Origin of the sequence: Companilactobacillus kimchiensis, from assembly GCF_001438805.1 — a bacterium.
GTDB lineage: Bacteria > Bacillota > Bacilli > Lactobacillales > Lactobacillaceae > Companilactobacillus > Companilactobacillus kimchiensis.
The window spans coordinates 19,740-33,534 of the sequence record NZ_JQCF01000010.1 but is presented as its reverse complement, the minus strand read 5'-3'; the positions used below and the strand labels follow the sequence as shown (position 1 = coordinate 33,534).

The 13,795-nt window shown below is 35.7% G+C and carries 12 protein-coding genes; 11 read left to right on the top strand and 1 reads right to left on the bottom strand.

From position 1 onward, the window contains the following. The first annotated feature begins 48 nt into the window (after positions 1 to 48). The 4 genes from IV57_RS06565 to IV57_RS06550 all read left to right on the top strand — a co-directional run bounded on the left by IV57_RS06565 (position 49) and on the right by IV57_RS06550 (position 4,161). A complete protein-coding gene (locus IV57_RS06565; RefSeq protein WP_057880711.1) occupies positions 49 to 999 on the top strand; it encodes a zinc-binding alcohol dehydrogenase family protein in 951 nt (316 codons plus the stop codon). Positions 1,000 to 1,106: 107 nt separating this feature from the next. Continuing rightward, the gene (locus IV57_RS06560) at positions 1,107 to 2,261 is read left to right on the top strand and encodes a cation:proton antiporter (RefSeq protein WP_057880710.1); all 1,155 of its coding nucleotides are present in this window, start codon (positions 1,107 to 1,109) and stop codon (positions 2,259 to 2,261) included. Between the two features lie 11 nt (positions 2,262 to 2,272). After that, entirely contained in the window at positions 2,273 to 2,884 is a 612-nt protein-coding gene (locus IV57_RS06555) for a TMEM175 family protein (protein WP_057880709.1), read from the top strand. Positions 2,885 to 3,060: 176 nt separating this feature from the next. After that, on the top strand, positions 3,061 to 4,161 hold the full coding sequence (locus IV57_RS06550) for a lactate oxidase (RefSeq protein ID WP_057880708.1): 1,101 nt from the start codon (positions 3,061 to 3,063) through the stop codon (positions 4,159 to 4,161). Positions 4,162 to 4,296: 135 nt separating this feature from the next. On the opposite strand, the gene IV57_RS06545 is transcribed toward IV57_RS06550, so the two are convergent. After that, positions 4,297 to 5,166 (bottom strand): LysR family transcriptional regulator, encoded by an 870-nt coding sequence (locus IV57_RS06545; protein WP_338025658.1) that lies wholly within the window; start codon positions 5,164 to 5,166, stop codon positions 4,297 to 4,299. 95 nt (positions 5,167 to 5,261) lie between these two features. Between IV57_RS06545 and IV57_RS06540 the strand changes: the two genes are divergently transcribed. The 7 genes from IV57_RS06540 (at position 5,262) to IV57_RS06510 (ending at position 13,728) form a co-directional block, all read left to right on the top strand. Continuing rightward, complete coding sequence (locus IV57_RS06540) at positions 5,262 to 6,527, top strand: MFS transporter (RefSeq protein ID WP_083488918.1); 1,266 nt, start codon at positions 5,262 to 5,264, stop codon at positions 6,525 to 6,527. Between the two features lie 12 nt (positions 6,528 to 6,539). Continuing rightward, positions 6,540 to 7,283 (top strand): SDR family oxidoreductase, encoded by a 744-nt coding sequence (locus tag IV57_RS06535; protein WP_057880705.1) that lies wholly within the window; start codon positions 6,540 to 6,542, stop codon positions 7,281 to 7,283. Between the two features lie 135 nt (positions 7,284 to 7,418). After that, positions 7,419 to 7,799, top strand: a complete 381-nt coding sequence (locus IV57_RS06530; RefSeq protein ID WP_057880704.1) for a DUF2255 family protein — start codon at positions 7,419 to 7,421, stop codon at positions 7,797 to 7,799. A gap of 324 nt (positions 7,800 to 8,123) precedes the next feature. Then, the gene (locus tag IV57_RS06525) at positions 8,124 to 9,884 is read left to right on the top strand and encodes an ABC transporter ATP-binding protein (RefSeq protein WP_057880703.1); all 1,761 of its coding nucleotides are present in this window, start codon (positions 8,124 to 8,126) and stop codon (positions 9,882 to 9,884) included. Next, positions 9,874 to 11,664 carry an ABC transporter ATP-binding protein gene (locus IV57_RS06520; RefSeq protein ID WP_057880702.1) on the top strand — a complete coding sequence of 597 codons (1,791 nt, stop codon included), beginning with the start codon at positions 9,874 to 9,876 and terminating at the stop codon, positions 11,662 to 11,664. The genes IV57_RS06525 and IV57_RS06520 overlap by 11 nt, the downstream gene beginning before the upstream one ends. 28 nt (positions 11,665 to 11,692) lie before the next feature. Continuing rightward, complete coding sequence (locus tag IV57_RS06515; protein WP_057880759.1) at positions 11,693 to 12,559, top strand: DUF3737 family protein; 867 nt, start codon at positions 11,693 to 11,695, stop codon at positions 12,557 to 12,559. Continuing rightward, positions 12,559 to 13,728 (top strand): MalY/PatB family protein, encoded by a 1,170-nt coding sequence (locus IV57_RS06510; RefSeq protein ID WP_057880701.1) that lies wholly within the window; start codon positions 12,559 to 12,561, stop codon positions 13,726 to 13,728. Before IV57_RS06515 ends, IV57_RS06510 begins: the two co-directional genes overlap by 1 nt. Positions 13,729 to 13,795 lie beyond the last annotated feature (67 nt).

Here is a 13,795-nt window from a genome sequence, read left to right as displayed (position 1 = left end):
GATTTATCATATAATTAATATGAGTTTATTTAGTTTGGAGTGAAGAATATGAAAGCAGTTGTTATTAAAAAGGCTGGTGGCCCCAAAGCTTTAAAATATAAAGAGGTACCAACTCCAAAAGTTAAACCAGGTTGGTCATTGATCAAGGTCAAAGGTTTTGGAATCAATCATTCAGAAATTTTTACTCGTGAAGGCAAATCTCCTAGTGTGAAGTTTCCACGTATCTTGGGAATTGAATGTGTTGGTGTAGTCGAAAAGAGTACCAGTGATAAATTGGAAAAAGGTCAAAAAATTATTTCAATCATGGGCGAAATGGGTCGAGCATTCGATGGTTCATATGCGGAATTTGTTTTATTGCCTAATGAACAAATTTATCCAGTTGAAACAAAGCTTGATTGGACGGATTTAGCGGCTGTACCTGAAACGTTTTATACTGCTTATGGTTCTTTAAAAACAATGAATCTTCAAGCTGATGATAAAGTTTTGATCCGTTCAGGTGCTAGTGGTGTCGGGATTGCGACCTTGAGATTGATCAAGGCTAAATATCCCAATGTTAAAGTCACAGCTTCAGCTAGGAGTATGCAAAAGGAAACTATGTTGCTCGATGCTGGTTATGATGCTGTAGTTAAAGATAAAGACGGCAAATTAAAGACTAAGAAAATGTTTAATAAGGTCTTAGAATTGGTTGGTCCAGCCACATTGAAGGATACGTTTAATCACGTTGCTCCAAGTGGTATCGTCTGCAATACCGGCGAACTTGGTGGCCAATGGTATATGGATGGATTTGACCCCATCGGGGATATTCATAATGGAGCCTATTTGACCTCGTTGTCATCTGGTGAAGTTACTAGTGCTAAATTGAATGAAATGTTGGATTATATCAAGAAATATAATGTTAATGTAAAACCAACTAAGGTTTATAAATTAACTGAGATCAGAGAGGCACATAAATATTTAGAGAGCAATCACAGTTTCGGGAAAGTAGTTGTGATCAATTAAAAAAGTCGGTGATTTTACCGGCTTTTTGTTTGCAATCAATAGTTAAAGGGCTTTGATTACTAATATTTACTAAATTGTTATATTATCAAATTATTAAGGGGATAATTATGGAAAAATTTTCATTGATCATTATATTATTTGCGGCATTGATAACGCCACTGATCACGGCTAGATTTCACATTCAACGGATGCCAACTGCCATATCGGAAATATTAATGGGAATCGTTATTGGCAAAACTGGTTTAAACATTGCTCGTCCTGATACCAGCGTGCAGTATATAGCTAATTTAGGTGTGATAATTTTAATTTTCTTAGGTGGAATGGAGATTGACTTTTCATTATTGGAGCCTAAAAAAGATAAAACAATTTATTCACCGTTAGGAACTTCGTTCACTGGGTTTATGACAATTTTATTTATGTCGATATTGTTGAGTGGAGTTCTTTATTTAACAGGCATCTTTACTGATTTTGTTTTAGCAGTAATTCTTTTCAGTACCATTGCATTAGGTGTAATTATATCTTTATTAAAAGAAGTCGGTCTGTTACAGACTAATTATGGGCAAACGATTTTATTAACGTCGGCTTTTGGAGAGTTCATTCCGTTAGTAGCCTTGACGATATACTCAGCGGTTCAACAACGTCATTACATTTCAGTCTTAGGATTACCAGTGATTTTTATTATTGCTATTATTTTGTTGCATCGGTTTAATCGGATTTACGTCTTCTTTGATAAAATCGACAAAGCGACGACACAATTGGATATTAGATTAGCATTCTTTTTGATATTTACGTTAGTGACTTTCGCTGAACAAATTGGTGCTGAAAGTATTTTGGGGGCTTTTTTGGCAGGGGCAGTGATGAAATTGCTCAAACCCAAACCAGATACAGAGGATAAATTAAGCTCGATTGGATATGGCTTCTTTATTCCAGTTTTCTTTATTACAACAGGAGTTAATTTAAACTTGCGGACCTTATTTACGAATTGGGATGCTGTATTATTGATTCCAATATTTCTAATGGCCTTTATATTATCTAAAGCAATTGTTTATTTTGTTTTTCGCAAACGATTTGGTAGAAGATACGCTGCAGGGGCTTCAATTGTGACAGCCACAACGATTACTTTGGTTTTGCCAATTTTACAAGTTGGTCGGAATCTTAAATTGATCAGCATGGCTCAATCAGGGGCAATCACGTTAGCAGCCATTATTACTTGTTTAGTTTGTCCGATTCTATTTAATAAAATTTTGAAAACTGAGGAATAGGGGGGATTAAGATGACGAAAGATCGATTGCTGGCTTTTAGTGATGGAGTATTTGCCATTCTGATTACTATTTTGGTATTGGAATTCACTGTTCCAGCATTTAAAACTGGTCATTTATTAACAGCAATGATCCATCAATGGCCCATTTTGGTAGCATATGTAGTTTCTTATTTTTATGTTGGCACGTTATGGTTATTTCATCATGATTATTTTAATGCTTTGAAGGCAATTGATCGTAATTTGAATTTGATCAATTTGTTGATGTTATTTAGTATCACCTTAATTAATTATCCAATGGCTTTAGTCGCTGATACATTAAGCATGGGGAACACGAATGATATTAGAGTAGCCTTTATCGCTTATGATTTAGTGGCTTTGGTTATTTCGGCCATGTTTCATATTCTATATCGTTATATTGCTCGACATCCGGAACTGCAATCTGATGCTATGCTCAAATCTGAATCTGATAAAAACCGTTTTGATCCGTTAGTCAGTATGTCACTTTATGTTTTGGCGATACTTGCCTCAATTTTTTCGATCCCATTAGGGGCAATCTTTTTACTAGCAGGTATCGGATTTCACTTTATCGCTTATCTTCGTTTGAGTAATATCTTAGGTAGTTAAAAAATTTAAATTACCAGTTATTTTTTTTAACATTTTAGGTCATTAATATAAAATAAATTATTTCATGAATATTGAAAAACAAATTGATAATTCCGGAACAAATCTCAGCATATTTTGGCAAGGTAGGTTAGACTAATCTTTGTTGAATAAATAACCTTAAAAGGACGGGATTTGTAATGAAGAAAAAGTATGAAGCAAGTACAGCTGAGAACCATGTTGAAATTGTAAATATTGCTGGTCTTGAGGCTCGTGTTAAAGATCATATGAGTAATGAGAAGGGGGCTTTTGGTTATATCCGTGGTGGTGCTGAAGATGAATATACCATGAAAGAAAATACTGCTGCCTTCAATAAAGCTAAAATCATGCCCCGTGTTTTACAAGGAATTGACCACGCTGATTTAAGCACTAATTTGTGGGATATTGCTTTGAAGACTCCTATTATTGAATCACCATCAGCTGCCCAAGGATTAGCCCATGCTAATGGGGAAAAGGATACTGCTAAGGGTGTTGCTGCTGCCGGCTCAATTTTCTCAATGAGTACTTATGGAAGCACTTCTTTAGAAGATGGTGCCGCTGCTGCTCCTGATGCACCACAATTTTTCCAATTGTATATGAGTAAAGATGATAAATTTAATGAATTTTTGATTAATAAGGCTGTTAAAGCCGGTGTTAAGGCTATTGTCTTGACTGTTGATTCAACTTTAGGTGGTTATCGTGAAGAGGACGTTATCAACAAGTTCCAATTCCCACTTCCAATGCCTAATTTAGCTGCTTATTCTGAAGGCGATGGTGAAGGTAAGGGTATCGGTGAAATTTACGCTGCTGCCAAACAAGGAATCGTACCTTCAGATATTCAAAAGATCAAAGATATGTCAGGGCTTCCTGTTATTGTTAAGGGTATCCAATCACCTGATGATGCTGATTTAGCAATTGAATTCGGTGCTGATGGTATCTGGGTTTCAAACCATGGTGGTAGACAATTAGATGGTGCTCCAGCATCATTTGATATCCTACCTGATATCGCTGATCGTGTTGATAAACGTGTTCCCGTTATCTTTGATAGTGGTGTTAGACGTGGAGAACATGTCTTCAAGGCTTTAGCTAGTGGTGCTGATTTGGTTGCTGTTGGTCGTCCAATTATTTATGGTTTGAACCTCGGTGGTGCTCAAGGTGTTACTGATGTGATCGAACATCTAAATATGGAACTATCAATTACTATGCAACTCGCTGGTACTAAGACTATCAATGATGTTAAAAATACTGATTTGTACTATTAATATTCGATAGTTAAGGTGTTAGTTTTATGTTTTGAAATTATTATATTTAATAAAATATGTTTAAAAAAGAGTATTACCTGTGTGTTAAATGCAGGTAATACTCTTTTTTTGTCTAAATATTAGAAGTTTTTAGAGTTAAAAATCAACTGTTGACCATTGATCCTGAGCCTTTTGAATTAATGATTTTAATCTATTTTGATTACGTTTCAAGAAGCTAATGTAAAAGGTTTGATTCGCCGATACATCCGTTAAGGGTTTAAATACACGATTATTAGGCAGATTATCACCCCAGTTAGGATCCAGTTTAGTTAGATTTGTTGTGAAAAATGGCAGACTTGAAAAGTTTAGTAGTTCCTTATATTCAGCTGATTGGTCCTGATAGATAAATTTGCCATTAGGGATTTGTGATTCATAGATATCCTTCCAAAAACCTATTTCTTGTGGGCATAGAAAAGTATTACCAGCTAAATCAGCAAATTTTAGTGATTCAATTTTAGCTAGGTTGTTATCAGATGTTAAGTTGACAGCCATTCTTTCACTACCAAGAAAAATTGAGTTTATCTCGGTAGTGTTTAAAGGTTCATTTGTTAATAGACAAGTTAATTGTTCTTCAGTAAGTACTTTTTCAAAATCCTGCTGAACGTGTTCATCTTGAACGACAAGATTCTCCAGATGTAATGAGCGGATAACTATCAGTGGACCTGGAGCATTTGCTCCGATAGTGATAGTTGATTGATTCTGCTCAAAGAGTTTGACTTTATCGGTGAATTTGTAATTGGCAGCAATCACTCTTTTGGCCTGTTGAACAGCATATTTACCGGTGTCAGTTAAGTAAAGTCGGTTAGGCTTACGATCGAATAGTTGTACACTCAATTTTTCCTCGAGGTTTTTCAGGGCGTGAGTCAATGCCGGTTGAGTAACACCCAAGTGTTCGGCTGCTTTAGCAAGGGTTCCATATTCATCGAATGTCACTAATGCTTCTAATAAATAAAAGTCAATCATCATCAAGCCTCCAGTATTAATTGTATTTATACTAGCATTCAAAATAGTAAATTTTCAAGTGCAAAATTAGGTTTTATACTAATGTCATTGATTAAGACATGACGTTGTCAAACAGTCAAAATAGATATTTTATGAGTTTACATAAATCACATAGAAAAAAGAGGTCTTATATGAGAAATAAAAAATTATTGATTCTTACATTAGCAATAGGTACTTTTAGTATTTTGAACACTGAAGTAGGTATTTTAGGAATTTTACCTATTATTAGTCAACGATTTGGAGTGTCAACTGCTACATCAGGATTGTTCGTCAGTATGTTTGCCTTGATAGTTGCAATCTTCGGTTCAATTATGCCAATTATTGTCAGAAAAATTAATCGCAGAAAAATAATGCTGGCCACGTTGTTATTATTCGTCGTTTCAAATATCTTGGGTGGCTTAGTTACGAACTTTGGATTGGCATTATTCTTCAGATTACTACCAGCAGTATTGCATCCAGTTTATTGTTCATTGGCATTTACGATTGCCGCTGAAGTTTCAGATATGGGTGAGGCTTCTAAAGCAGTTTCAAGAGTAATGATCGGTGTTAGTGCTGGTACAGTTTTAGGTACTCCGATTACAACGTTGATTGCCAATAACGTTTCATATTCAGCAGCAATGTATTTTTTCGCCTTGGTCAGTTTAGCCGCTTTGGTTTTGAATTACTTTCTTCTTCCAAAGCAAGATACAAAAGAAACTACGTCTACTGAGGATAAAGAAAAAGCTAGTGTGCAACAGGTTCTAGTTAAACAATCACTTTGGGTATCTGGCGCAGGCACAATTTTAATTGGTAGTGTTTTGTTCGTTGTCTACGGATATGTTTCAGATTTATTATCTCAATTAAGTAACTTTTCAGCGACTCAATTGAGTTTGGCATTATTCATTTTTGGTTTAATGAGTATCGTCGGAAACTTAATAGCTGGAAATGTGCTATCACGTGCACCGCGTAAATTAGTAATCATCTATCCATTTTTAATGATCGTTGTTTATTTATTAATTATCGCCTTAGCACAATCAACATTATTAATGTTCCCAGTTATTCTCCTTTGGGGAATGATTTACGGAATTGGTAACAATATCCAACAATACTTGATTTCTGCGGCAATTCCAGAGAGTTTGGACCTTGCAAATGGATTATTCATCTCATTAGGAAATGTCGGAACGACCATCGGTACTAGTGTCGGAGGTATCCTGCTGAGTTCAAGCGGATTGATAATGTTGCCAATTGGTGGAATTGTCATGTTATTAGTAACTTTTGCAGTAATTTTAGTAAGAAATAAAATGGTTCACAGTGAATTAAATGAAATAGAAAGTCAAATTAAATAGGAGATCATAAATATGATTAAAAATAAAGTAGTAGTTATTACAGGAGCATCAAGTGGTATTGGAGCAGCAACAGCTATGTTATTAGCTAGTAAGGGTGCCAAATTAGTTTTGGGAGCACGTCGTGAAGACAAGCTTCAGCAAATTGTGAATAAAATCAAGGAAAACGGTGGAGAAGCAATTTACAAAATTACTGATGTTGTCAATCCTGATGACAGTAAAGCCTTAGTCGAAGCTGCTAAAAAGGAATTTGGCAAAGTTGATGTTATTTTCTTGAATGCCGGTTTAATGCCAAGTTCTGAAATTGATAAGTTGAAGACTGACGAATGGAACAAGACTGTGGATGTCAACATCAAGGGTGTTTTAAATGGCATTGCAGCAGTTATGCCAACTTTCAAAGAACAAAACGGTGGTCACATTATTACTACTTCATCAGTTGCAGGTTTAAAGCCATATCCTGGGGTTGGTGTCTATGGTGCAACCAAACATGCGGTTCGTGATTTAATGGAAGTTTTGAGAATGGAATCGGCTCAAGCAAACAGTAATATTCGAACAGCTACAATTTACCCTGCAGCAATTCATACCGAATTATTGGATACGATCACTGACCCCGATGCAGCAAAAGCAATGCAAGCTAATTATGATAAATACCAAATTAGTCCTTCTAGAGTTGCAAATGTTGTAGCCTTTGCAATTGATCAACCTGATGACACAAATGTTAGTGAGTTTACCGTTGGACCAACAAATCAACCTTGGTAATCAAGGTTAGTCGCTATTATTACATTTTTGTATAGTTTTAAATGCATTATAAGTATTAGCTATTAAAGTAATTGAACTTTATTCTATAGCATATAAGTCGAAAACAAATAGACCTTAATAATTGGGAGAAATATTATGAACAAAAAAACATGGACGGCAGAACAGCTTCAAAATTTTTCAAAGGCCGATGATTTTCAAGTTTCACCATTTTATGATGATGGAAAAACTTATGGAACACCAACATGGATCTGGTCAGTAGTAACAGATGGTAGATTATTTATCAGGGCTTGGAATGGTCAAAATTCTCGCTGGTATAATTCAGCAATCAAGCAAAAAGCCGGTAGAATTTTTTTAGATGGATCAAATCATGAAGTAACTTTTGAAAAACTTAATGATGATAGAGTTAATGCTTTAGTTGATCAAGGTTACGAAGAAAAGTATAAGGGGAGTTCTTATTTATCACCAATGGTTCAAGCAGGACCACAAAGCTCTACAATTGAGATCATTCCTAGATAGATTAGATTCAGGGATGTGACACTACTTGATGATGATAATGCTGCAGTTGGTGAAGAAATTTAAGGCTTTTTATCTGCAACTATTGATAAAATTACGTATTCCTACCAAAATATTTAAGCTAACTGATTGATAAAAGATTCTCTGCTATCTTACAAACAGGAAAAATCCGTAAGATAAGAGGGAACCTTTTTTGTTTAAAAAAATCATTCACTATGTAGCCGTTTTCATTAAAAAAACTGAGACCTTTTGCTTGAGTTAAAGTCTACTCTAGGGTGTAAAGTTGTTATCAAAGTTATGATAGGGATTTTAGGTGGTGAGATAATTATGGGGATTTTTTCTCGATTAAGTTGGTTTTTTAAACGCCAATGGAAACAATATTTAATTGGTGTGACCGCACTGATTTTAGTAGCAATTTGTAATGTGATACCACCACGGATTATTGGAAATATCGTGGATACGGTCAGTAAAAAAAATATGACAACTAGATATCTTGCTATAAATATGACGATATTATTTGTCGTTGCCATTTTACAATATTTATTACGGTTTTTATGGCAAAAAATGATCTATGGTAGTTCTTATGTTCTGGAACGTGAACTGCGGAGTCGTTTGTTCCGGCATTTTATGAAAATGGATAGCACCTTTTATCAAAAATGGCGAACAGGTGATTTGATGGCTCATGCGACTAATGATATTGATGCGGTTCGTGATGTGGCAGGTCCAGGTATTTTAACCTTGGCTGATTCCTTGATCACGGGAACCTCAATGATCTTAGCTATGGGTTTGTTTATTAATTGGCGGTTAACTTTAATGGCAGTATTGCCATTGTTATTACTGGCGCTAATGGCAAATGTCTTAGGTGGCAAGATTCATACAGCTTTTAAAGATTCACAAGCAGCTTTTTCTAATATCAATAATAAAACTCAGGAAAGTATCGTTGGTATTAAAGTTTTAAAAGCTTTAGGACAAGAAAAAGAAGACGAAGCTGATTTTGACAAGTACGTTGATGAAAATATCAAAGCTAATAAACGCTCATATCGTCTGGATGCAATGTTTGATCCACTAACGACGTTGATTATGGGGATCTCTTATACTTTAACGATTATTTTTGGTGGTCTAGCGGTATTAAATCAACGGATTACGATTGGTCAATTAGTTTCTTTCATCACTTATATGGCTGAATTAATGTGGCCAATGTATGCTGTCGGGAGTTTGTTTAACCTTTTGGAACGTGGTTCAGCTAGTTATGACCGAATTGATGAATTATTAGCCGAAAAATCATCCTTAGTTAAAACTGAGAATGCATTTACGACAGTTCCTAATGGTTCGATCAACTTTGCAATTGATAAATTCCATTATCCAGATGATCAGGCGACAGCTTTAAGAAATGTTCATTTCAAATTGAATGCTGGTCAAACGTTGGGTATCGTTGGTCCAACTGGTGGTGGTAAATCAACCATTATTGGGCTATTGATGCGTGACTTTGATCATTACGATGGTGCCATTAATGTCGGTAAAATTGATATTCGTAAATATGATTTGAATAGCTATTTGGATACGATTGGCTATGTACCACAAACTAATTTTTTGTTTTCAACTGATGTTCGAAACAATGTGCGATTTGCCAATATTAAGGCAACTGAGGAGCAGGTTGAATCGGCTACTCACATTGCTGACTTAGATGGCGATATTAGCCAGATGTCTGATGGCTATGATACCCAGGTCGGTGAATTAGGAGTGTCTTTATCTGGTGGTCAGAAACAACGTTTAGCCATTGCTCGAGCAGTTTTGAGTGATCCAAAGTTATTGATTCTGGATGATTCTTTGTCAGCGGTTGATTCGAAAACTGAACGAAATATTGAAACTAGAATTGCCGATAATCGTCGTCATGGAACAACCATTATCGCAGCCAGTCGCTTGAGTTCAGTTGAAAATGCTGACGAAATTATTGTAGTGGCTGATGGCACGATTGTTGAAAAGGGAACACATCAAGAGCTACTAAATCAAGCTGGTTGGTATGCTGATACCTTTAACTTACAAGCTAAGAATGCTGAACTTGAGGGGAGGTTGAGTAATGAAAAATGAGAACGAGAAGACCTTGGATGAAATTCATTCCTTGTCTAAAAAGGATCAACACCGAGTTTTAAAACGTTTATTTAAATTTGCTTGGTTATTCAAACGCCAATTTTTTATCGCCATTGTTTTTGCCGTTCTCTTGAGTGTCATTAATGTGATGCTACCAAGAATGTTGCAATTCTATATGGATCATTACTTGACTCACCAAAGTACCGGTATGCAGATCATTATTAGTTTTGCATTGCTATATGCTTTGGGAACTATCATCAAGGCGATTATTCAATTTATTGAAGAATTTGCTTTTGCTATGGGAGCTGAACGAACGTTAGAAAAAATTAGAAGCCAATTATTTCATAAATTACATACTTTGGGTTTAAATTATTTTGACACAACTCCGGCTGGATCAATTGTGTCACGGGTGACTAATGATACGAAGACACTCTATAATTTTTGGACTTTATTTTTGATGATTTTCGTAGCATTCTTTGCCATGGTTTCAGCTTTTATCGCAATGCTGTCGGTTAATGTCGTGTTGGCTGTGGCGACAGTAATGTTTGTAATAGTCTTGTATTTTTTAGTTTGGTTATATCAACGTTTGAGTTTTAAAATTTATCAACATTTACGAGAATATTTGAGCCAAATTAATACGAAACTGAATGAATCGTTAATGGGAATTAATATAATTCAACAATTTGGACAGCAAAAACGAATGACGTCCGAATTTGAAGACCGTAATGGAGCTTATTTCCAAATGCGAAATAAGATGATCAATGTTAATGCGTTCTTGCTTTATCCGACTATCAGTTTGATGTTTACACTGGCAGAGGTTATTTCATTGAGTGGTTTTGGTTGGCAGAGCATGAATACTTTAGTTGAAGCAGGTGTCATATATGCCTTCTTGTCTTATCAACAGAATTTCTTCAATCCGTTATCAGATGTCATGAATTACATGTCTTTCTTCCAGGATGGACTAGTGGCCGGATATCGGATCATGAAGTTGTTTGATAATGATACCAATGCTCCAGTTCAAAATGAGGAAAGCTCAGCTGAAATTGTTGAAGGAAAGATTGAATTCCGCCATGTGACGTTCAGTTATGTGCCAGGGAAGCCAGTTCTAAAAGATATTAACTTTACAGTTGAACCTGGACAGACGGTCGCCTTTGTTGGTCATACCGGGAGTGGCAAGAGTTCAATTATCAGTTTGTTATTGAGATTTTATGAGTTTGGCGAGGGTCAGATTCTGTTGGATAACCATGATATTCGTGATTATTCAACGAAAGAATTGCGTCAGAAATTAGGCTTGGTAATTCAAGAGCCATATCTATTTTATGGTGATATTGCTAAGAATATTCGTATGTTTGATGAGCAGATTACTGATGCACAGGTTGAACAGGCTGGTCAGTTTGTTGATGCTGATAGTTTTATTCAAAAATTACCGGGAAAATATCATGCTAAAGTCATTGAACGTGGGGCCAGTTTTTCAACAGGTCAACGTCAATTAATCTCATTTGCCCGAACGATTGTGAGAAATCCAAAAGTTTTGATTTTGGATGAGGCGACGGCAAATATTGATCCTCAAACGGAACAGAGTATTACTAAAGGTTTGGCAAAAATGCGTGATGATCGAACGACCATTGCGATTGCTCACCGTTTATCGACCATTCAGGATGCAGATCAAATTCTGGTTTTGAGTCAGGGTCGTATTATTGAGCGGGGAACCCATGAAGAACTCTTGGCTGCTGGTGGTCATTATGCAGAATTATATGAATTACAATCATCAGAAAATTAATTATAAAAAAGAATTGGAAGAATTATTTATGAAAAAACAAATTAATGAAGGTTATTACGAAGGTGAACGTTCTCTATTTAAGGGACATGACCTAGCCTTAAACGATGCAACTTTTGGTAATGGTGAATCACCGCTGAAAGAAGCACATGATTTAAATTTGGAAGATGTTGTCTTCAAATGGAAGTACCCATTGTGGTATGCCAAGCATGTTACAGTCGACAATAGTATTTTTGAAACTATGTCACGTTCAGGAATTTGGTACACTCACGATATTGAAATCAATAATTCGGCTCTTCAAGCACCTAAGTTGTTCCGTCGAGCATCAGATATTCGTTTGAATAACGTTCATTTTGCAGATGCAGAGGAAACACTTTGGACTTGTAAAGATATTAAGTTAAAAGATGTCCAAGTTAATGGCAATTATTTTGGTAAAGATAGTGAAAATATCTATGCAGAAAATCTTAACGTTGTTGGTAACTATGTTTTTGATGGTGTGAAGAATATTGAGGTTCACAATTCAACTTTTGTTTCAAAAGATGCCTTCTGGAATTGTGAGAATGTGACGATCTATGATTCGAAAATCAGTGGTGAATATTTAGCTTGGAATACTAAGAATCTAACTTTGATCAACTGTACGATTGAAAGTGACCAAGGACTTTGTTATATCGATGGTTTGAAGATGGTCAACTGTAAGGTTCTGAGGACTGATTTGGCCTTTGAATATTGTTCAAATATTGAGGCTGATATCACAACCAACGTGATGAGTATCAAGAATCCTATCAGTGGTTCGATCAAAGTTCATTCAGTTGATAAAATCATCTTTGATGATCCTGAGATTGATCCCAAAAAGACTAATATTCAAATAGCTGAAAAAATTACTCAAGAAGGTGCTTAATGTCATACGACTTTGAAACTTTGAATAAAAAACGAGCTGGAAATTCCGCCAAATGGGATGTTGGAACTAACGAATTACCAATGACTATCGCTGATATGGACTTTAAAACTGCTCCAGAAATTATTGAAGCTTTGCAGAATAAGATAGCCATGGGATTATTTGGTTATGAGGAGATTCCAGCGGAATATTTTAAAGCTGTGGCTGACTGGTATCAGAGTGAACACAATGTTCGACCTCAAGAGGATTGGATGATCTTTGCCACCGGAGTTGTGCCAGCAATATCTTCAGCAGTTAGACGGTTAACTTCATTGGGAGATAATGTTCTAGTCCAAGCACCGGTTTATAATATTTTCTACAATTCAATTGTCAATTCTGGTCGCCATGTGGTTTCGAATGATTTAGTTTATGATCCTAAAACTTTCCAATACTCAATTGATTTTACTGATTTGGCAGAAAAGCTCAGTGATCCGTTAACTAATATGATGATTCTCTGCAATCCTCATAATCCTGTTGGTAAAATTTGGACAGTTGCTGAATTGACAAAAATTGCGGAATTGTGTCAGAAATATGATGTCAAACTGTTTAGTGATGAGATCCATGGTGATATTACCTTAAATAAAACTGGCTACAATCCCACTTTTGGATTAAATAAACAATATCTTAAGAATCTTGTTGTAGCAGTTTCACCAAGCAAAACCTTCAATGTGGCAGCGATGCATGCTGCCACATTGATCGTGCCAGATTCAAATTTGCGGTCTCAAATTAGTCGTGGCTTGAATAGTGAAGAATTGGCTGAGCCTAATTTTGTCGCGATTCCGGGAACAGTTGCAGCCTATACGAAGGGGCATGATTGGTTATTAGCTTTGAAACAACAATTAATTTCCAATCGTCAATTGGTATTAGACTTTATCAAAAAGAATTTACCAGAAATCAAATGGGTATCAGGTGATGCTACTTATTTACTCTGGTTTGATGTCGATCGAATAACTAATGATGCCGATGATTTAGCTAGTTTCATTCGTCAAGACAGTGGTTTGATCGTTAATTCAGGCTCGGTTTATGGTGGCGATGGACAACACTTTATTCGAATGAATATTGCTAGTCCTGAAAGTATGATCATGGATGGCTTGAATCGTTTGAAAAAATCAATTGATGATTATCAAAAATAGATACTAAAAACTGTTATTGGGAAAAATCCAATAACAGTTTTTTAGTAGGAATAGGCAATTGAGCAAT